This window comes from Agromyces sp. NPDC056965 (assembly GCF_042673425.1).
Classification (GTDB): domain Bacteria; phylum Actinomycetota; class Actinomycetes; order Actinomycetales; family Microbacteriaceae; genus Agromyces.
Map to the genome: position 1 here is coordinate 1 of NZ_JBHURI010000001.1, position 20,129 is coordinate 20,129.

The following is a 20,129-nucleotide window of genomic DNA, read 5'->3' on the forward strand; positions in this document are numbered from 1 at the left end:
CGACTGCGCTCGTCGGCCGCCCCGACCGACCGCGATGCCGGCGCACCGCGGCCTGGCCGTTCCGCACCGGTCGGCGGCACGGAGTCTCTGGGGCAGTGAACTGCCGGGGGTGCGAGCCCGGCGCCGGTAGGGCGGCGCCGGGCCCATCCCGTTGCCTAGCGCTGCAGCGCGAACCGCCGGATCCCGACGAGCACGAGGCCCGCGAGCATCGCGAGTGCCGCGAGCCCGAGACCCGAGACGTCGGTTCCCGTCGAGGCGAGCATCGCCGCGCCCGAGCCCGAAGCGGATCCGCCCGAACCGCTGCCCGACGCGACCGCCCCGCCGCTGCCGTCACCCGGTGAGGTGGGCGTCGTCGGGTCGGTCGGGTCCACCGGGTCGACCGGGTCCACCGGATCGACGGGATCGACCGGGTCGGTCGGGTCCACCGGGTCCGTCGGGTCGACGACGGTCGTGGACCCGTCGGTCTCGCTGTCGCCGATCACCGAGATGGCATTGCCGCCGACCGTCACGGGCAGGGACAGGTTCGGCAGCAGCTGTGTTCCCCCGAGCAGCCCGCCGTTCCCATCCGTCGTCGCCGAACCGCCCCCGGTCCCCGGCGTCACGACCGTCTCGGCGCCGGTCGACGTGCTGTCGCCCAACCCCGAGATCGCGTTGCCTCCGATCGTCACCGGCAGCCCGAGGCTCGGCAGCACCTGCGTGCCGCCGAGGATCCCGTCGTCGCCGCTGGTCGCTGCGCCGGTTCCCGACGCGGAGTCCGCGCCGGTTCCCGACTCGACCGTGTTCTCCGCACCGGCGCTGCTGCTGTCGCCGATGAGCGAGATGGCGTTGCCGCCAACGGTGATCGGCACCGCTGCGCCGATGATCGCCTGCGTGCCACCGAGGATCCCGTCGTCGCCGCTGGTCGCTGCGCCGGATCCCGACGCGGAGTCCGCGCCGGTTCCCGACTCGACCGCGTTCTCCGCACCGGCGCTGCTGCTGTCGCCGACGAGTGAGATGGCGTTGCCGCCGAGCGTGATCGGGATCGACACGCCGACGAGCGCCTGCGTGCCGCCGAGCAGCGAGTCGAGCCCGCTGGTCTCGGGTGCAGCAGCCGCGGCGGGAGCGGGAGCCGGGGCCGCGACCGGGGCCGGAGCGACCTCGGCGGTCGCGCCCTCGGACGACGAGTCGCCGATGACGGAGACGGCGTTGCCGCCGATCGTCACCGGCACCGACAGGTCGATGAGCGCCTGGCTGCCGGAGCCGACCCCGTCGTCACCCGAGGTGACGGCGGCCGATTCGGCCGCCTCGCCGCCGGGAGCCTCGGTGCTCGCGCCCTGCGACGACGAGTCCCCGAGGAGCGAGATGGCGTTGCCGCCGAGCGTGATCGGCAGGTCGATCGAGATGCCAGCCTGGGTTCCCGACAGGATGCCGTCGTCGCCCGTCGTCTCCGACGCATGGGCCACACCGGCGCCGAGGAGCGAGAGGCCCCCGGCGAACAGGGTCGCGTACAGCGCCCTCAAGAGCAGTTTCTTCATTTCCAGTCCTCCTGAACTGATGGGGTAGGTCGCTCCCGGGCAGGGAGCGATGACCGTCTTCCGCCTCACGTGCAGGCGGAACGGCCCCCGTCAGTCAGGGGTGGAGTCGGTGTCGTACACCGGCGACGACGGCAGCTCGTCGTCGACCGAGTGGAGCGCGAGCGACGCGAGCGCGTCGAGTTCGAGGGCGGCGTACGCCGCGTCGGAGGTGCCGGATGCCGCGCCGCCGCTGCCTCCCGCAGCGCCGGTGCCGGTTCCGCCGACGCCGAGGGCGGGCGCCCCGAGCGCGGGCGAGCCGTCGCCGCCCGGCGATCCCGACGGCGAGATCGTGCCCGATGCGGAGTCGCCGGTCGATGCGGAGTTCGTGGAGCCCGTGCCGTCGGTGACGCTCGAATGGCCGGGAACCGACCCGCCGGCAGCGGCGCCGGGCGGCGCCCCCGCGTGGCCGGCCGGCGGCGGTTCACCGGGCGTCTGGCCGCCGGGTCCTCCGGGGTCCGTGCCGTCGGTGCCGCCCGGAAGCAGTGGGATCGACGGAAGCTGGGGGAGCACGCCGGTGCCATCGGTGGGCAGTGCGGGCGACGTGCCGACGACGGTGCCGAGCGTGTCGTCGACGAGGCCGGCCACCGGGCCGAGCACCCCGCCGACCGTTCCGTTCGGGAGCAGTGCTCCGACGATCGGCAGTTCGTCGACGACGCCGTCGACGAGTCCGGCGACCGGGGTCGTGATGCCGCTGACGGTGTCGCCGCCGGCGATGCCCGAGACGGTGCCCGTGACGCCGTTGACGAGGGTGCCGACGGCCGCGTTGCCACCGCCGATCACGGTGTTCGCGGCCTCGGTGACGGTGTCGACCGCGCCGGGAACGATCACCGCGACGGGTTCGGCCACCGGCTCGGGCAGCACCTCGACGACGGGCTCGACGACCTGGTTCACCGGGAGGACGACCGTCTCGACGACGCCGCCGACGAGGCCGCCGACGGCGCCCGTGACCTCGGTCACGCCGCCGAGCAGCGAGCCGACGGTGCCGAGCAGTCCGCTGCCGGAATCGCGTTCATCGGCCGAGGCGCTCGGTGCGCTCGAGAAGAGCGAGACGACGAGCCACACGGCGGTGAGGGATGCCGCGAGGAGCGCGTAGCGGAGCCACGGCACCTGCCGTGCAGCATCCGCGGAGCCCATCGCCCACCCCTTCGTTCCCCTGGTGGCCACCCTATGGGGGGTCCTTCTCGCGAGGATACCCCCCGGATGGGGGTCAAACGGTCGACATGCCGAGCGCGGATGCCGCGTGAATTTCACCAGGATGTGATATCCGCCGCTGCGGCGCCTGCGAGAATCGTGCAATGCACCTGCTCGCCGCGCTCAGCATGAAGAACCGTGCCCTCATCGCGCTCATCACCGTCGTCGTCGCGATCTTCGGCGGCATCTCCCTGACGAGCCTGAAGCAGGAGCTGGCGCCGTCGATCGAGTTCCCGCAGCTGTCGATCGTGACGAGCTACTCCGGTGCGTCGCCCGACATCGTGAACACCGACGTCTCGACCCCGATCGAGACCGCGATCCAGGGCATCACGGGCCTCGAGTCGACCTCGACGACGAGCTCGACGGGCCTCTCGCGCGTCACCGCGAGCTTCACCTACGGCACCGACCTCGCCTTCGCCGAGCAGAAGATGCTCTCGGCCGTGAACCGCATCGCCGGCCAACTGCCCGACGACGTCGACCCGCAGGTCATCGCCCTCAGCCTCGACGACTTCCCGGTGCTGCAGATCGCCGTGACCGGCGCCGACGACATCAGCGCGCTCTCCGACGAGATCGAGCGCACGACCCTGCCCGAGATCACCGACGTCGACGGCGTGCGCGAGGCGAGCCTCGTCGGCGAGATCGGCCAGCGCGTCACCATCACGCCCGACCCCGCGAAGCTCGCGGCCTACGGCATCACGCAGCAGGCCATCCGCGACGCGCTGCAGCAGAACGGCCTGCTGGTGCCCGCCGGCACCATCACCGAGGGCGACTCGACCTTCGCGGTGCAGACGGGCACGCGCATCCAGAGCGTCGACGAGATCGCCGCGCTTCCGGTGCTGGGGGGCACCGAGCAGGTACCGGATGCCCCGGCGGAGGCGCCGACCGACGAGGCCTCGCCGCCCGACGGCACGGCCCTGCCCGGCGGCGCCGAGCTGCCAGAGGGCCTCGGCGCCCCGACGAGCGTGCCCGCTGCGATCACGATCGCCGACGTGGCATCCGTCGAACTGACCGACAACCCCGTCTCGAGCATCTCGCGCGTGAACGGCGAGCCGGCCCTGACCATCTCGGTCACGAAGCTCCCGGCCGCGAACACGGTCGAGGTGTCGAACGCCGTGACGGCGCTGCTGCCCGACCTCGAGTCCTCGCTCGACACGACGAACCCCGGTGCGACCTTCACGGTCGTCTTCGACCAGGCGCCCTACATCGAGCAGTCGATCGAGTCGCTCGCGACCGAGGGCCTGCTCGGGCTCCTGTTCGCGGTCATCGTGATCCTCGTCTTCCTGCTCTCGGTGCGGGCCACGCTCGTCACGGCGATCTCGATCCCGACGTCGGTGCTCATCACCTTCATCGGGTTGCAGGCGGCCGACTACACCCTGAACATCCTGACGCTCGGCGCGCTCACGATCGCCATCGGGCGCGTCGTCGACGACTCCATCGTCGTCATCGAGAACATCAAGCGGCACCTCATCGAGGGCGTCGACAAGGCCGCGACGATCGTGCACGCCGTGCGCGAGGTCGCCGGCGCGATCACCGCCTCGACGATCACGACGGTCGCGGTCTTCCTGCCGCTCGCGCTCGTCGAGGGCGTCACGGGCGAGCTGTTCCGGCCGTTCGCGCTGACCGTGACGATCGCCCTCGTGGCCTCGCTCCTCGTCTCGCTCACGATCGTGCCGGTGCTCGCGTACTGGTTCCTGAAGCCCGCGAAGCTCGCCAGGCACGAAGACCAGGCAGATGTCGCGGCCGCCGCGTTCGTCGACGACGTCTGGCTCGCGCCCGAGCTCCGCGACGAGACCGGGGCGACGGGGCTCCCGTCGTCCGCCGGCGCCGCAGGCGCGGCCGCGACCGCCGTGCAGGCGAAGCCGGTCGCCCCCGCCGACGAGCTCGAGCATCCCTCGCGGCTCCAGCGCGGCTACCTGCCGATCATCGAGTGGACCCTCAAGCACGGCATCGTGACCCTCGTCGTCGCCGGCCTCGTGCTCGGCGGCACGATCGCCCTGATCCCGCTCATGAAGACGAACTTCCTCGGATCGTCGGGGCAGAACACCTTCCGCGTGGCGCAGGAGCTGCCGATCGGCACGAGCCTCGACGCCATGGACGCGGCGTCCCAGCCCGTCGAGCAGGCGATCCGCGACACCGAGGGCGTTGAGACCGTGCAGACCTCGATCGGTTCGGGCAGCGGCCTCACCGCGGCGTTCGGCGGCGGCGGCGCGACGATCACCTACTCGGTGACGACCGACGAGAACGCCGATCAGGACGCCCTGCAGGCGAGCGTCCGCGACGATCTCGACGCACTCGACGACGTCGGCGAGGTCACCCTCGCCGCCTCGAGCGGCTTCGGCGCCTCGAGCGACATCGAGGTCGACATCACCGCCTCGAACGCCGAAGACCTGCAGGCGGCCACCGACGCCGTCGTCGACGAGCTCGACGGCATCGACTCGCTCGCGCAGGTCACCTCGAACCTGGCCGAGTCCCAGCCGTACGTCGCGGTCGAGGTCGACCGAGCGGATGCCGCGGCAGCGGGCTACTCCGAGGTCGCACTCGGCGGTTTCGTCTCCGCCGCGATGCAGCCGCAGCGCGCCGGCAGCGTCGTGATCGACGAGAAGACCCTCACGATCTACCTCACGACCGACGACCCGCCCGCGACCGTCGAGGAGCTCTCCGCCCTCGAGGTGCCGACGCCCGCCGGCCTCGTGCGGCTCGACACGCTCGCGACCGTCGAGAACGTCGACGGGCCGGCATCCGTCACCACCGTGCAGGGGCTCCGCAGCGCGACCGTCTCGGCGACCCCCGCGGGCGACGACCTCGGCACCGCGAGCGGCGCCGTGACCGCGGCGCTCGACACGGTCGACCTGCCGGCCGGCACGACCGCGTCGATCGGCGGCGTCAGCGCCGACCAGCAGGAGTCGTTCTCGCAGCTCGGCCTCGCCCTGCTCGCGGCCATCCTGATCGTCTACATCGTGATGGTCGCGACGTTCCGGTCGCTGCTGCAGCCGCTGCTGCTGCTCGTGTCGGTGCCGTTCGCGGCGACCGGCGCGATCGCACTGCAGGTCATCACGGGCGTGCCGCTCGGCGTCGCCTCGCTCGTCGGCGTGCTGATGCTCGTCGGCATCGTGGTGACGAACGCGATCGTGCTCGTCGATCTCGTGAACCAGTATCGGGATCGCGGCATGGCCGTGCGCGACGCCCTCGTGCACGGTGCGTCCCGCCGTCTCCGCCCGATCCTCATGACGGCGCTCGCGACGATCTTCGCGTTGCTGCCGATGGCGCTCGGCATCACCGGGCACGGCGGCTTCATCTCGCAGCCGCTCGCGCTCGTCGTGATCGGCGGACTCGTGTCGTCGACCGCGCTCACGCTCGTCGTGCTGCCCGTGCTCTACGACCTGGTCGAGGGCGGACGCGAGCGGCGCCGTGAGAAGCGGGCCGCGAAGGCCGCGGGCGGGGCGGATGCCGCGGCGCCCGCCGTCGCCGTCGCCGGCGCAGCGCCCGCAGCGCCCTCAGCGCCCGCCGCATCGGACGCTCCCGCGGGTGATGTCTCTCCGGGCGACGGCATCTGACGCCGACCCGGCCACCGCACGTCGAGACGTCGCGAATGGCGAGCTGCAGGCCACTGGAGCCGCCGTTTGCGACGTCTCGGCGACCTCGCGGGTTGCGCCCCGGGGTGGCCCGGTTCGGCTAGCCGGCTGGCGTCGCCGGGGGTTCGAGTCCGGCGATCTTGGCGAGCAGCGACGCCCGCTCCTGCTCGTTGCCGGTGAGTCGTGCGGCGGTCTCGAGCTCGCTGCGGGCCTCGCCCGTGCGGCCGAGCCGGCGCAGCAGTTCGCCGCGCACGGCGGGCAGCGGTGCGTAGCCCGCGAGCCGCCCGCTCGCGACGAGTGCGTCGACGATGCGGAGCGCGCTCGCCGGGCCCGTCGACATCGCGACGGCGACGGAGCGGTTCAGCTCGACCACGGGTGACGGCGCGAGCCGCCCGAGCGCTTCGTAGAGCAGCACGATGCGCGCCCAGTCGGTGTCGTCGACGGATGGCGCGACCGCATGGCACTCGGCGATCGCCGCCTGCAGCCCGTACGCGCCGCGTCCGCGGCCGATGGCGTCGGCGCGGGCGAGCGCGGCCTGGCCGCGGCCGATCTGCGCGCGGTCCCACCGCGAGCGGTCCTGCTCGTCGAGCGGGATCGGCGTGCCGTCGCGAGCGGTGCGCGCCGTGAAGCGGGAGGCGGTGAACTCCATGAGGGCGACGAGCGACTGCGCCTCGGGCTCGCGGGGCATGAGGCCCGCCACCATGCGGGTGAGCCGTAGGGCCTCGGCCGAGACATCCGGTCGCACCCATTCGTCGCCCCCGGCGGGCAGGTAGCCCTCGTTGAAGATCAGGTAGAGCACCGAGAGCACCGATCCGAGGCGCGCGGCGTACTCGTTCGGCTCTGGCACCTCGAACGGCACCTTCGCCGCCGCGAGCGTCTTCTTCGCCCGCACGATGCGCTGCTGCACGGTCGCGGTCGGCACGAGGAAGGCGCGCGCGATCTCCTCGGAGCCGAGACCGCCGACGATGCGCAGCGTCAGCGCGATCTGCGCCTCGCGGGAGAGCACGGGGTGGCACGAGACGAAGATGAGCCGCAGCACGTCGTCGTCGATGGTGTCGGGGTCCCAGAACGTGTCGGATGCCTCGCCGCCCTGCTGCTCGAGGTCGCGGGCCATCGCGGCGTACCGCTCGTCGAGGCGCTCGCGGCGGCGCCATCCGTCGATCGCCCGGCGCTTCGCGACCGCCGTGAGCCAGGCGCCGGGGTTGCGCGGCACCCCGTCCGCCGGCCACTGCCGGAGCGCCTCGACGAGCGCCTCCTGGGCGAGGTCCTCCGCCTGCCCCACATCGCCGACGAATCGGGTGAGCGTCGCGACGATGCGCGCCGACTCGATGCGCCAGACGGCGGCGACGGCGCGACGGGCACGGTCGGCCGCGACGGCGTCGTCCGCCGACTCGACCGTGCCCGCGGCATCCGTCTCGCTCATGGCGTCGGCCTAGTTCGCGCCGCCGAGGCGACCCTCGGCCTCGGCGCGCCAGCCGGCCTCCTTCTGGATCCACTCGTTGTCCTGCGGGAAGTCCTCGAGCTCGGTGACGCGGCGCACCTCGAGCTTCGAGCCCGGCCCCAGGGGGCAGCGCTTTGCCCACTCGGCCGCCTCTTCGGGGCTCGAGGCCTGGATGATCCAGAAGCCGTTGAAGAGCTCCTTCGTCTCGCCGTAGGGGCCGTCGGTGACGACCGGGGGAGTCGAGTCGAAGTCGACGACGAAGCCCTCCTTCGCGTCGGTCAGCCCCTCGCCGCCGAGCAGCACGCCGGCCTTGATGAGCGACTCGTTGTAGGCGCCCATGGCGGCGATGACCTCGGTGAAGTCGAGGTTCTCGTAGTCCTCGACGGCCGCGTCGTTCGAGCGCATGATCAGCATGTACTTCATGGTCGTTGTCTCCTTCGTGGGAGGGGGCCGAAGTGCCCGCCTCACTCTGGCGTCGAACGGGCGATGGCCGGATCGACATCGCCCCGGAAATTCTTGACTTCATGCTGTCACGCCGGCCGGACTTGCGTCTCCTATACCCTAGGGGGGTATAGTGGTCGCGACCGACGAAAGGATCGAACCATGACGCTCGCACCAGAAGGCAGAACCGAGATCGACCTCGATGGCGGCGGGTGCTCCTGCTGCGCGATCGACACGACGACGGATGCCTCGGCGCCCACCGAGACCGCGGTCGACGCCTCGCTCGTCGAGGCGACGTTCGGCGTCGCCGGCATGACCTGCGGCAGTTGCGTGGCCCACGTGACCCAGGAGCTCACGGCGATCGACGGTGTCGACGGCGTCGAGGTCGAGCTCGTGAACGGCGGCGTCTCCGGCGTGACGGTGCGGAGCAGTGCGCCGATCTCCGACGAGGCGATCGCGGCGGCCGTCGAGGAGGCCGGATACCGGGTGGCGGAGCGATGAGCGCCGCTGCTCGTGCCGGCGCCCGTGCGATCGCGCGCCGCCGCAGCGTCGCGCGGACCCTGCCCGTCGTCGCTCTCGGAGTCGCCGGGCTGTTCGCCCTCTCGGGCTGCGCCGCGAATGCCGGCGACACCTCGGGCGGCGGTCACGACGGCCACTCGACGGCCGAGACCGAGGCGCCGGCGAACGCGGGTACCGCGGCCGACGTGATGTTCGCGCAGATGATGATCCCGCACCACGAGCAGGCGCTCGAGATGAGCGGCATCGTGCTCGCGAAAGACGGGCTGGCCCCCGAGGTCGCCGCGCTCGCAGAGGAGATCCAGGCTGCGCAGGGGCCCGAGATCGCGCAGCTCGAGGCCTGGCTCGAGGAGTGGGACGCGCCGCGCGAGATGCCCGGCGGCGGGCACGGGATGAGCGGCATGCTGAGCGCCGACGAGCTCGCCGCGCTCGAGGCCGCCGACGCGGCAGCCGCATCGCAGCTCTTCCTCGAGCAGATGATCGAGCACCACGAGGGGGCCGTCGAGATGGCCGAGGAGCAGCTCGCGAGCGGCTCCCACGAGGGTGCGATCGAGATGGCCGAGGCCATCATCGCGGCGCAGAACACCGAGATCGAACGGATGCGGGCTCTGCTCGAAGGGTGAGCCGAAGGGCTACGGTCGAGGTGGGGGCACGGCACGGCGGCTTCGTCGGCGCGGCCCCCGCCCGTGACCGACCGTGCTCGGAGGCCCCATGGAACGCAGTGACACCGATGTCGACGCCCCGCTCGTGATGCGGGGCGGCGCCGAGCTCGCCCCGGGGGCATCGTGACCACCGGGCGCGCGCCACAGATGCGCGGGGCGGTGCCCCGCTCGCCGTTCCCGCCGATCGCGTCGTTCGCCTTCCTCTCCGACTGCCACACGGGTGCGCTGGTCGCGCCCGACGGTGCGGTCGGATGGCTCTGCGCCCCGCGGTTCGATGCACCGAGCGTGTTCGCCACGATCCTCGACCGGCAGGCCGGCTACTTCCGGTTCGGGCCGTTCGACGTCAACGCGCCCTCGGCGCGCGCCTACGAACCGGGCACCAACGTGCTCGTGACGACGTGGAAGACGCCGACCGGCTGGGCCGAGGTGCGCGACGCGCTCACGATCGTGTCGCGATCGGAGCCCGACACGACCACGCCGCACACCCGTGCGCCCGCCGACGACGACGCCGCGCACTGCCTCGTGCGCACCGTGACGTGCCTCGACGGGCACGTCGAGATGGAGCTCCTCTGCGAGCCGGTCTTCGACTACGGGAGGGCCGGCGCCGAGTGGGAGGCCGGCGACGAGCACGAGGCCACCGCGAGCGGCGCCGGGATGAAGCTCCGCCTCCGTTCCGACCTGCCGCTCGGCGTGCAGGGCGGCCATGTGCGGGCACGCCACACGCTGCATGCCGGCGACCGGGCGTTCTGCTCGCTCTCGTGGGCCGACGATCTCGCCGGCCCCGCGACGTTCGAGGAGGCGGCGGCTGAGCTGGACTCCACGACCGTGTACTGGCGCGACTGGCTCGGCGACGCGACGATCCCCGACCACCCGTGGCGCGAGGCCCTCGAGCGCTCGGCGCTGACCATCAAGGGGCTGACCTACATGCCGACCGGGGCGACCGTCGCCGCCCTCACCACCTCGCTCCCCGAGACGCCCGGCGGCGAACGCAACTGGGACTACCGCTACAACTGGATCCGCGACTCCTCGTTCACCGTGCAGGCCCTGCACTACCTCGACCTCGACTGGGAGGCCGACGAGTTCGTCGAGTTCCTCTCGGGGCTCGAGGCCAACGAAGACGGCTCGCTCCAGATCATGTACGGCATCGACGGGCGACGCGACCTCACCGAGATGACGCTCGACCACCTCACGGGCTACCAGGGCGCCCGGCCCGTGCGCACGGGCAACGGGGCGTTCGCGCAGCGGCAGAACGACCTGTACGGCGCCGTGCTCGACGCGATCCTCATGCACGCCCGTCGCAGCCAGCGCGTGCCCCGCGCGCTCTGGCCGCTCATCCGCTCGCAGGCGGAGTGCGCGACGGACGCCTGGCGCGAGCCCGACCAGGGCATCTGGGAGGCACGCGGGGCGCCGCAGCACTACGTGTCGTCGAAGATCATGTGCTGGGTGGCGCTCGACCGCGCGTCGAAGCTCGGCACGGTCGTGGGCGACGCCGAGTCGGCGGCGCGCTGGCGCGGGGTGGCCGACGAGATCGCCGCCGACATCCTCGCCGAGGGCGTGAGCGAGCGCGGCGTGCTGCGCCAGCACTACGGCACCGACGCGCTCGATGCATCCGCCCTGCTGGCCGCGATCTACGGATTCCTGCCGCCCGACGACGAGCGGCTGCGGGCGACCGTGCTCGCGATCGCCGACGAGCTCTCCGAAGACGGGTTCGCGCTGCGCTACCGCACCGACGAGACCGACGACGGGTTGTCGGGCAGGGAGGGCACCTTCCTCATCTGCTCGTTCTGGCTCGTGTCGGCACTCACGATCATCGGCGAGGGTGCGCGCGCCCGAGCGCTCATGGAGAAGCTGCTGCGCGTCGTCTCGCCGCTCGGGCTCCTCGCCGAGGAGCTCGACACCGAGACGGGGCAGCACCTCGGCAATTTCCCGCAGGCGTTCTCGCACCTCGCGCTCATCGAGGCCGCGCGGCGCATCATCATGATCGAGAAGCTGCTCGAGTTCGTCTGAGCCGAGCTCGCCGGGTCGCCGCACCGATCGGTGGCGCCCGCGCGCATCGCCCTGTTAGGTTCGCGGCGGAGGTGCGCATGCGCATGATGCGGGGTTCGACGACGAGGTCCACGGCCACGCAGGCTGCCGGCCCGGCGACGGCAGCAGCCGCCGCCGCGCTGATGGTGCTGACCGCGTTCACCGGGTGCTCGGGAGCGAGCGCGGACGCCGATGAGGCGACGGCCACGCTAAAGGCGACGGATGCCGCAGCGCAGATCGTGTCCATCCCGATGCCCGCGTTCGCACCGTGGCCGGCGAGCGACCCGTTCACCGACGCTGATGTCGAGGCCGCACGTCTCGCCGAGGCCGATCGCGACTGGCAGGGTGTGCTGGCGTCGTACCCCGGCGCAGTGCGACCCGAGGTCGTCTTCGAGGCGTACGTGACCGACGAGAACCGCGTCGACGTGATGCGGGCCTGCTACGAGGCCGCTGCGCTGCCGATCGACGAGGGGCGCACCGGCACCGACCCCGACAGCCCCGTCGACGCGATCGGCACGTCGACGACGACGGTCGAGCAGGCGATCGCCGCGCACTCGTGCCGGGTCGCGCATCCGAACAAGCGCACCTCGGGCCCGCCGAACGCCGAGCAGCTCGGCTGGATCTACGACTACCTCACCGAGTACTACGTGCCGTGCTTCGAGCTCAACGACATCGTCGTGCCGCCCGCCCCGCCACGAGCGGAGTTCGTGGCGAACTGGCCGAACCAGGGCTGGTTCCCGTCGGTCGGCGACCACCCCATGGCGATGGACCAGGAGTGGAGTGCGGCGGTCTCCGAGGCGTGCGTCGACCCCGACACGGCGATCATGACGGGCCTCGTCGAGCGCGCGGGCTGATCGCCGAGACCGGGCCGCGCCGCCTCCCCGGGTAGGGAGACGGCGCGGCGGGCGGATGCCTCAGCTCGCGCGCTCGAGCACCGCCCGGGTCGAGGCCTCGGGCCGCAGGTCGAGGCGGCGCAGCAGCTGCGCGTTCGCCGCGACGATGATGGTCGAGAGGCTCATCAGGATCGCGCCGACCGACATCGGCAGCACGAACCCGATCGGGGCGAGCACGCCGGCCGCGAGGGGCACCGAGACGAGGTTGTACCCGGCCGCCCACCAGAGGTTCTGGGACATCTTGCGGTAGCTGGCTCGCGACAGCTCGATGACCGAGATCACCGATCGCGGGTCGGACGACGCGAGGATCACGCCGGCCGAGGCGATCGCGACATCCGTGCCCGCGCCGATCGCGATGCCGACGTCGGCCTGCGCGAGCGCCGGGGCGTCGTTGACGCCGTCGCCGACCATCGCGACCGAGAGCCCCTCGTGCTGCAGCTCCTGCACCTTGGCCGCCTTGTCCTCGGGGCGCACGCCCGCGTAGACCCGGTCGATGCCGAGCTGCGCGGCGACCGTGCGCGCCACGGGCTCGGCGTCGCCGGTGATCATCACGACCTGCACGCCGAGCGCGTGCAGCGCGTCGACCGCCTCCTTCGACTCGGGGCGGATCTCGTCGGCCAGCGCGATGGCGCCGGCCACCTCGCCGTCGACGAGCACGTGCAGCACCGTCGAGCCGGCTTCGGCCCAGGCGACGGATGCCGCGAGCGGCGCGAGCCCGTCGCGTTCGAGCATGCCGGGGCCGCCGACCTGCACGGCCCGTCCGTCGACGGTCGCGCGGACGCCGATCGCCGCGGAGGCCTCGAAGCCCTGGGCGGCGCGCGTCGAGAGCCCGCGGTGGGCGGCCTCGGCGACGATCGCCTTCGCGAGCGGGTGCTCCGAGTCGCCCTCGGCGGATGCCGCGAGCACGAGCACCTCGTCGAGGTCGTGACCCGGCGCGGCCGCGGCATCCGTCACGGCGGGCTCGCCCTTCGTGAGGGTGCCGGTCTTGTCGAAGAGCACCGCGCCGACTGTGCGCATCGTCTCGAGGGCGAGGCGGTCGGTGACGAGCACGCCGCCCTTCGCCGCGCGCTCGGTCGCGATCGAGACGACGAGCGGGATGGCGAGGCCGAGGGCGTGGGGGCACGCGATCACGAGCACGGTGATCGTGCGGATCACGGCGTCGTCGGGGTCGCCGAGCAGGGTCCAGGCGATCGCCGTGATGACCGCGGCGCCGAGCGCGAACCAGAAGAGCCAGCCGGCGGCGCGGTCGGCGAGGCGCTGTGCACGCGAGCTCGAGGCCTGCGCCTGTGCGACGAGGCGCTGGATGCCGGCGAGGGCGGTGTCGTCGCCGACGGCGCCGACCCGCACCCGGATCGCGGTGTCGGTCGCGACGGTGCCGGCCACCACGTGCGAGCCGGGGCCGCGGGCGACCGTGGCCGATTCGCCGGTGATCATCGACTCGTCCATCGCCGCGGTGCCGTCGACGACCTCGCCGTCGGCGGGCACGCGGCCGCCGGGGCGGACGATGACGACGTCGCCGACCGCGAGCTCCGAGGGGGAGACGGTCTCGGTCGAGGGCGTGCCGTCGGCGGCATCCGTCACCCGCTCCGCCTCGTCGGGCAGGAGCGCCGCGAGCGCGTCGAGCGCACTCGACGCCTGCATGATCGAGCGCATCTCGATCCAGTGGCCGAGCAGCATGATCACGATGAGGAGCGCGAGCTCCCACCAGAAGTCGAGGTGGTGGCTGAGCAGGCCGAGGCTCGCGCCGAGCGACGCGAAGTACGCGACGGTGATCGCGAGGCCGATGAGCAGCATCATGCCGGGCTTGCGGGCCTTGAGCTCGCTCCAGGCGCCCGTGAGGAACGGCTTGCCGCCCCAGAAGTACATGACCGTGCCGAGCACGGGGGAGATCCACGGGATCACTGGGTTGTCGGGCAGCGAGTAGCCGAGGATCGACGCGAACATCGGGCTGAACGCGATCGTCGGCACGGCGATCACGAGCATGATCCAGAACAGCCGGCGGAACTGGCCGACGTGGTCGCCGTGGCCGGCGTGGCCGCTCATGTCGTGCCCGGTGTGGCCGCTCATGTCGTGGCCGGCGTGCGGGTCGTGGCTGCTCATGTCGTGGCCGGCGTGCGGGTCGGCCGTGCCGGTCGTCGTCGCCTGGTGCCCCGCGTGGGCCTCGTGGCCCACGTGAGCATCGTGCCCCGCGTGCTCGTCGTGCCCCGCGTGGGCGTCGTGTTCGTGTCGTCCGCCGTGAGTCGTGCTCATCGATCTTCCTCCGTCGTCCAGCTCGATCTCGAGCCTATACCCCTAGGGGGTATCTGTCATCAGGTGGAACGCCTGTCCGCCCCGACTATTCCCGAACCACGGCGAACTTCTTCGACGCTAGCAGCGGGCGTCGCGTGGTTCGCGGAGCGAGAACAGGCGAGCGCGCGGCATCCGCATCGTGCTGTGATGTCCGCATGCAGATCCTGATCCTCGGCGGTACTCAATGGCTCGGCCGCGAACTCGCCCGGGAGGCGCTGCGTCGCGGGCACGCGGTCACCTCGCTCGCACGAGGGGAGGCCGGCGAGGCCGCCGAGGGCTCTGCCTTCGTCGCGGCCGACCGCTCCGAGCCCGGCGCCTACGACGCCGTCGCGGATCGCGAATGGGACGCCGTCATCGACGTGACCCGGCAGCCCGGGTTCGCGCGTCGCGCGGCCGCCGACCTGGCACCCCGCGCGGCGCATTGGACCTTCGTCTCCTCGTGCAACGTGTACGCGTCGCAGAACGAACCCGGTGCCGTCGAGTCGGCGGAGCTCATGACCCCGCTCGACGGCGACGATTCGAGCGCCGAGACCTACGGCGAGGCGAAGTCCGCCATCGAGGCGGCCTATCGCGAGGCGCTCGGCGACCGGCTGCTCGTGATCCGTCCCGGCCTCATCGTCGGGCCCGGCGATGCGTCGGGCCGCGGCGGCTACTGGGTGGCGCGCGCCGCTCGCAGCGACGAGCCGATGCTCGTCCCCGACATCCTCGACGACCCCGTGCAGGCGATCCACATCGACGACCTCGTGGCGTTCACGCTCGACGCCGTCGAGCAGCGGCTCGCCGGTGCCTTCAACGCGGTCGGCGAGCGCACCACGTTCGGCGACTGGCTCGAGCGCTCGCGGGCGCTCGCCGGACACGAGGGCGAGGTCGTCGCCGTCTCCCCGGAGTGGCTCGCCGAGCAGGGGGTCGCCGAGTGGTCGGGCCCCGAGTCGCTGCCGCTGTGGATCATCGACCCCGAGTGGAGCGCATTCCTCGACCGCTCGAACGCCGCAGCGCTCGCCGCGGGCCTGCGACTGCGCCCGCTCGACCAGGCGCTGCGGGAGATCCTCGAGTGGGAGCGCAGTCAGGGGCTCGATCGCGAGCGCGGTGCCGGGCTCAGCGCGGACCGCGAACGCGAACTGCTCGAGGCGCTCCGCGGCTGAGCAGGTCGGCCGCGCCGTGGGCGAGCTCCAGTGCTCGCGCGGCAATGTTCGCTCGACTGGAATGCCAGTTCCCCCTCAGTCACGACCGATCCTGACTCGTTCGGAGAAGTCGGCTTCGAACGATCGGGCCTCGGATGACAGACGCTCCGGCCGATGAGGCGGAACTGGCAGAGCGTGAGCCGGAGAACCGAGCAGGGCAGGCAGCGCGGTCCATGGTCCATGACGCAGTCGCATGTCGCCGGTCGCATCTCGCGAGCCGTCGGCTGCCGACTGCCAGCAGCAAGCAGTCGATCGCGTCCGAGCGTCCGGTATCGCAGACACGAGTGGTGGCGGATGCCTCGGCTCGCGGCATCCGTCATTGCTAGCGTCTGACCATGGGCACCGCCGCGCTTCCGAACGATCCGCTCTGGCCACGGGCCGGTGACTGGCCGCCGCTCGATGCGCTCGGCGGAGGGGAGCGCGCCGATCTCGCGCTCCTCGGCGTGCCGGCGTTCGCCACCTCGCTCTCGCCGACCGGCGCGCACGCGACGCCCGCCGCGATCCGCGCGGCCCTGCGTCGCTACAGCCCGACCCTCATGGCCGATCGCGGCCGTCGCGGAGACGCGCGTGCGCTCGACGACCTCGTGTTCGCCGATGCCGGCGACGTCACCGAGCCCGACGGGCCCGAAGGTGAGGCGCGGGTGCGCGCTGCGGTCGCCGCCGCTTCGGCCCGGGCGGGCACGGTCGTCGCGCTCGGCGGCGACAACTCGCTGACCTCGCCCGTCGCACTCGGCGTGTGGGGTGACCGGCTCGCGACGGCGGGGCTCATCACGCTCGACGCGCACTACGACCTGCGCGACGGCGTGAGCAACGGGTCGCCCGTGCGCCGCCTGCTCGAAGCGGGCCTCGACGGTCGCCGCATCGTGCAGATCGGCATCGCCGATTTCGTGAACTCCCGCGAGTACGCCGATCGGGCCCGCGACGCCGGCATCACCGTCGTGCATCGCGACGAGCTGCATCGCCGCCCGATGGACGACGTGTTCGCCGAGGCGCTCGAGATCGCGGGCGCGGGCGGCGGCCCCATCCACGTCGACCTCGACGTCGATGTCTGCGACCGCGCTGTCGCGCCCGGGTGCCCCGCGTCGGTGCCCGGCGGCATCTCGGCGTACGAACTCCGGCGGGCCGCACGTGCGGCCGGGGCCGACGCTCGCGTGGAATCGGTCGACCTCGCCGAGGTCGATGCCACCGCGGACGCGCCCGACGGGCGTACCGTACGACTGGCGGCACTCTGCGTGCTCGAGGTCGCCGCGGGCATCGCAACGCGCTGAGCGGGCTGCCCGAATCGAGACGCGCACGATGAACACGGGAACGGAATCATGAAGACTGTCCTGCTGGTGCGGCACGCCAAGTCGAGCTGGGGCGACCCGGCGCTTCCCGACCACGAGCGTCCCCTGAATCATCGGGGCAGGCGCGATGCGCCGAGGGCGGGTGAGCGACTGCGGGAGCGCGGCGTCGTTCCCGACGTGATCGTGACGAGCACGGCGGTGCGCGCCCGCTCGACGGCGGCGATCCTCGCGCAGGCGCTCGACCTCGGATCCGATCGGGTCGTGGAGGACGGCCGTCTCTACGGCGCTTCCCCGGAGGGTCTGGTCGACATCATCCGGGCCCTCGACGACGAGCTGGCCACCGTGATGCTGGTCGGCCACAATCCCGAGATCGGCGAGCTCGCATTCGAGCTCTCCGATGAGATCGCCGAGATGCCGACCTGCGCCGTCGCCGAGTTCCGGTACGACGTCTCGGAGTGGACCGAGGTCGGCGGGGTCGCGCCGGTCGGGGTGGTGTTCGAGGCTCCTCCTCGCGACCGGTGACGACACGCCCGCGGTGACGAGTGCGATCGGCCTCGCCGAGGTCGATGCCACCGCGGAAGCGCCGGACGGGCGTAGCGTACGACTGGCGGCACTCTGCGTGCTGGAGGTCGCAGCGGGCGAGCACTGCCCTGAGCAGTCGTGCGCGCGCCGGCCCGACGGAAGGACGCACCGTGAAGACCCTCGTGCTCATGCGCCACGCGAAGTCGAGCTGGGACTCGCCAGGACTCGTCGACCACGATCGCCCGTTGAACGATCGCGGAAGGCAGGAGGCGCCGCGCATGGGCCGGCGACTCTTCGAGCGCGGCATCGAACCCGCCGTGATCGTCACGAGCACCGCGGAGCGGGCACGGTCGACCGCCGCACTGGTCGCCGGCGAACTCGGCACCCCGGCCCGTCGCATCGTCGCCGACGAGCGGCTCTACGCCGCGTCCGTCGACACGATGCTGCGGGTCATCCGCTCGCTCGACGACCGGCTCTCGGTCGCGATGCTCGTCGGCCACAACCCCGAGATGACCGACCTCGCGACCCGCTTCTCGAAGGCGGCCGAAGCGATGCCGACGGCGGCGGTCGCCGTCTTCACGTTCGACGCGCCATCCTGGGCCGACGTCCGCACCGCGACGAGCGCAGGCGACGTCGCCGTGGTGCCGGTCGCGGTGATGTTCGACGCCCCCGACCGCTCGCACGATCGGTACCGGTGACAGCAGCCTCCGGCGTCACTAGTGTCGATGCCAACGGAGGGAGCGCCATGTCGTTCATCACCAGGGGATTCAGTGGGCGAAGCCGTGAGCGCGACGATCAACTGCCGCCCGGCCAGACCCTCGTCCACGACTTCCCGGTGCTCTCGGCGGGGCCGACGCCCGACGTCGACACGGCCGAGTGGGAGTTCACGATCCGCACCGAGTCAGACGTGCATCGCTGGAACTGGGACGAGTTCACCTCCCTCGCGATCGACGACGTCGACACCGACATCCACTGCGTCACGCACTGGTCGAAGCTCGGCACGAGCTGGCGCGGCGTCTCGCTCGACACGCTCTTCGAGCACGTCGAGACCGAGCAGGAGTTCGTCATGGCGCACAGCTACGGCGGCTACACGACGAACGTGCCGCTCGACGAACTGCTCGACGGCAAGGCGTGGATCGCGTTCGAGTTCGACGGAGAGCCGCTCGAGCCCGAGCACGGCGGGCCGGCACGGCTGCTCGTGCCGCACCTCTACTTCTGGAAGAGCGCCAAGTGGGTTCGCGGCCTCGTGATGATGGAACAGAACGAGCCCGGATTCTGGGAGCAGAACGGGTACCACCTCCACGGGGATCCGTGGACGGAGGAGCGCTACTGGTGAGCGGCGTCTCGACGCGATCGTCGATGCCGGCCCCGCCACCGGACGCCGCCGCGCCGGCCGTGCCCCGATCGGGCTGGCACGTCGCGACCGTGGCGTCGACGCGCCGCGAGACGCCGAACGCGTCGCGGCTCGAACTCGACGTCGACGGATGGCCCGGCAACGCTGCCGGCCAGCACCTCGACGTGCGGCTCACGGCGCCCGACGGGTACACCGCGACCCGTTCGTACTCCATCGCGTCGTCGGGCGCAGGTTCTCGGGTGACGCTCGCCGTCGACAAGCTGCCCGACGGCGAGGTCTCGCCGTACCTCGTCGACGAGGTGCGGGCCGGCGACCAGCTCGAGGTGCACGGACCGCTCGGCGCGTTCTTCGTGTGGGCGCCGGATGCTTCGGCAGCCGGCGACGCGGGCGGCGCCGCGACGGGCGCATCCCGGCCGGTTCAGCTCATCGCCGGCGGCTCTGGGGTCGTGCCGCTCTTCGCGATGGCCGAAGCCCACGGTGCAGCCGACGACCCGACGCCGTTCCGCCTGCTCTACTCGGTGCGGAGCCCCGACGACGTCTACTTCGCCGACGAGCTGCATCGGCTCGTCGAGGCATCCGCACCATTGCAGCTCGACCTCGTCTACACGCGCCGCTCGCCCGCGGGGTGGCCGGCGCCGCCCGCGCGCATCACGCGCGACATGCTCGAGGCGGCCGTCATCCCGGCGGCCGAGCGACCGCGCGTCTTCGTCTGCGGTTCGACCGGATTCGTCGAACGCGTCGCCGACTGGCTCGTCGAGCTCGGCCACGACGCGCGATCGATCCGCACCGAGCGATACGGAGGCACCTGATGCAGCATGTCGACGGCAACGCCCTGGCGGGGCCCCTCGCCGAGTTCTTCAGCTTCGACGCCACCACGGCGACGGCGCGGTGCAACGGCTGCGGCACGATCGGCGAGCTCGCCCGCGCGATGGTCTACCGCAGCGCGGCGGGCACCGTCGTGCGGTGCAGCACCTGCGACCACGTGCTCGCCACCCTCGTCGAGACGGCCGACCGCGCGTGGATCGGCCTCAGCGGCATCAGCGCGATCGAGGTCCGGCGCGGGTGACGGGAACGCGTCGCGACGACGACGCTCGAGTGATCGAACGCGTGACACGGGGGCGACCCGCGGGGTAGCGTGAGCGGAGTGCTCGTCGCGAGACGGGGGGTCTCATGAGCGCTCGGAGCCGTCGACCCGGCCGATCG

The 20,129-nt window shown here is 72.3% G+C and carries 17 protein-coding genes; 12 read left to right on the forward strand and 5 right to left on the reverse strand.

The window, feature by feature from the left end; all coding sequences use genetic code 11:
- Positions 1-155: 155 nt before the first annotated feature.
- Together ACFTQE_RS00005 and ACFTQE_RS00010 are read right to left on the reverse strand one after the other, a co-directional pair.
- Positions 156-1,514, reverse strand: a complete 1,359-nt coding sequence (locus ACFTQE_RS00005; protein WP_376923131.1) for a hypothetical protein — start codon at positions 1,512-1,514, stop codon at positions 156-158.
- Between the two features lie 90 nt (positions 1,515-1,604).
- Positions 1,605-2,687 carry a hypothetical protein gene (locus ACFTQE_RS00010; RefSeq protein ID WP_376923132.1) on the reverse strand — a complete coding sequence of 361 codons (1,083 nt, stop codon included), beginning with the start codon at positions 2,685-2,687 and terminating at the stop codon, positions 1,605-1,607.
- 161 nt (positions 2,688-2,848) lie between these two features.
- On the opposite strand from ACFTQE_RS00010, the gene ACFTQE_RS00015 reads away from it, so the two are divergent.
- Positions 2,849-6,298 (forward strand): efflux RND transporter permease subunit, encoded by a 3,450-nt coding sequence (locus tag ACFTQE_RS00015; protein ID WP_376923133.1) that lies wholly within the window; start codon positions 2,849-2,851, stop codon positions 6,296-6,298.
- A gap of 118 nt (positions 6,299-6,416) precedes the next feature.
- Here ACFTQE_RS00015 and ACFTQE_RS00020 read toward each other — a convergent pair whose 3' ends face one another.
- Entirely contained in the window at positions 6,417-7,739 is a 1,323-nt protein-coding gene (locus ACFTQE_RS00020; RefSeq protein ID WP_376923134.1) for an RNA polymerase sigma factor, read from the reverse strand.
- A gap of 9 nt (positions 7,740-7,748) precedes the next feature.
- Positions 7,749-8,180: a YciI family protein gene (locus ACFTQE_RS00025; protein ID WP_376923135.1), complete on the reverse strand. Its 432-nt coding sequence runs from the start codon at positions 8,178-8,180 to the stop codon at positions 7,749-7,751.
- A 180-nt stretch (positions 8,181-8,360) separates the two neighbouring features.
- Between ACFTQE_RS00025 and ACFTQE_RS00030 the strand changes: the two genes are divergently transcribed.
- The 4 genes from ACFTQE_RS00030 (at position 8,361) to ACFTQE_RS00045 (ending at position 12,255) form a co-directional block, all read left to right on the forward strand.
- A complete protein-coding gene (locus ACFTQE_RS00030; protein ID WP_376923136.1) occupies positions 8,361-8,699 on the forward strand; it encodes a heavy-metal-associated domain-containing protein in 339 nt (112 codons plus the stop codon).
- Entirely contained in the window at positions 8,696-9,337 is a 642-nt protein-coding gene (locus tag ACFTQE_RS00035) for a DUF305 domain-containing protein (protein ID WP_376923137.1), read from the forward strand. The genes ACFTQE_RS00030 and ACFTQE_RS00035 overlap by 4 nt, the downstream gene beginning before the upstream one ends.
- Positions 9,338-9,535: 198 nt before the next feature.
- Positions 9,536-11,383 (forward strand): glycoside hydrolase family 15 protein, encoded by a 1,848-nt coding sequence (locus ACFTQE_RS00040; protein ID WP_376923138.1) that lies wholly within the window; start codon positions 9,536-9,538, stop codon positions 11,381-11,383.
- 77 nt (positions 11,384-11,460) lie between these two features.
- Positions 11,461-12,255, forward strand: a complete 795-nt coding sequence (locus ACFTQE_RS00045) for a hypothetical protein (protein WP_376923139.1) — start codon at positions 11,461-11,463, stop codon at positions 12,253-12,255.
- A 60-nt stretch (positions 12,256-12,315) separates the two neighbouring features.
- Here ACFTQE_RS00045 and ACFTQE_RS00050 read toward each other — a convergent pair whose 3' ends face one another.
- Complete coding sequence (locus ACFTQE_RS00050) at positions 12,316-14,544, reverse strand: copper-translocating P-type ATPase (RefSeq protein WP_376923140.1); 2,229 nt, start codon at positions 14,542-14,544, stop codon at positions 12,316-12,318.
- A 194-nt stretch (positions 14,545-14,738) separates the two neighbouring features.
- On the opposite strand from ACFTQE_RS00050, the gene ACFTQE_RS00055 reads away from it, so the two are divergent.
- The 7 genes from ACFTQE_RS00055 (at position 14,739) to ACFTQE_RS00085 (ending at position 19,992) form a co-directional block, all read left to right on the forward strand.
- On the forward strand, positions 14,739-15,725 hold the full coding sequence (locus tag ACFTQE_RS00055; RefSeq protein WP_376923141.1) for an NAD-dependent epimerase/dehydratase family protein: 987 nt from the start codon (positions 14,739-14,741) through the stop codon (positions 15,723-15,725).
- Positions 15,726-16,099: 374 nt separating this feature from the next.
- The gene (locus ACFTQE_RS00060; protein WP_376923142.1) at positions 16,100-17,032 is read left to right on the forward strand and encodes an arginase family protein; all 933 of its coding nucleotides are present in this window, start codon (positions 16,100-16,102) and stop codon (positions 17,030-17,032) included.
- A gap of 48 nt (positions 17,033-17,080) precedes the next feature.
- Complete coding sequence (locus ACFTQE_RS00065) at positions 17,081-17,572, forward strand: SixA phosphatase family protein (protein ID WP_376923143.1); 492 nt, start codon at positions 17,081-17,083, stop codon at positions 17,570-17,572.
- 170 nt (positions 17,573-17,742) lie between these two features.
- Complete coding sequence (locus tag ACFTQE_RS00070) at positions 17,743-18,270, forward strand: SixA phosphatase family protein (RefSeq protein ID WP_376923144.1); 528 nt, start codon at positions 17,743-17,745, stop codon at positions 18,268-18,270.
- 47 nt (positions 18,271-18,317) lie between these two features.
- Positions 18,318-18,908, forward strand: a complete 591-nt coding sequence (locus tag ACFTQE_RS00075) for a sulfite oxidase-like oxidoreductase (protein ID WP_376923145.1) — start codon at positions 18,318-18,320, stop codon at positions 18,906-18,908.
- Entirely contained in the window at positions 18,905-19,735 is an 831-nt protein-coding gene (locus ACFTQE_RS00080; protein WP_376923146.1) for a ferredoxin reductase, read from the forward strand. The genes ACFTQE_RS00075 and ACFTQE_RS00080 overlap by 4 nt, the downstream gene beginning before the upstream one ends.
- Positions 19,735-19,992, forward strand: a complete 258-nt coding sequence (locus ACFTQE_RS00085; RefSeq protein ID WP_376923147.1) for a DUF6510 family protein — start codon at positions 19,735-19,737, stop codon at positions 19,990-19,992. The genes ACFTQE_RS00080 and ACFTQE_RS00085 overlap by 1 nt, the downstream gene beginning before the upstream one ends.
- Positions 19,993-20,129: the final 137 nt, after the last annotated feature.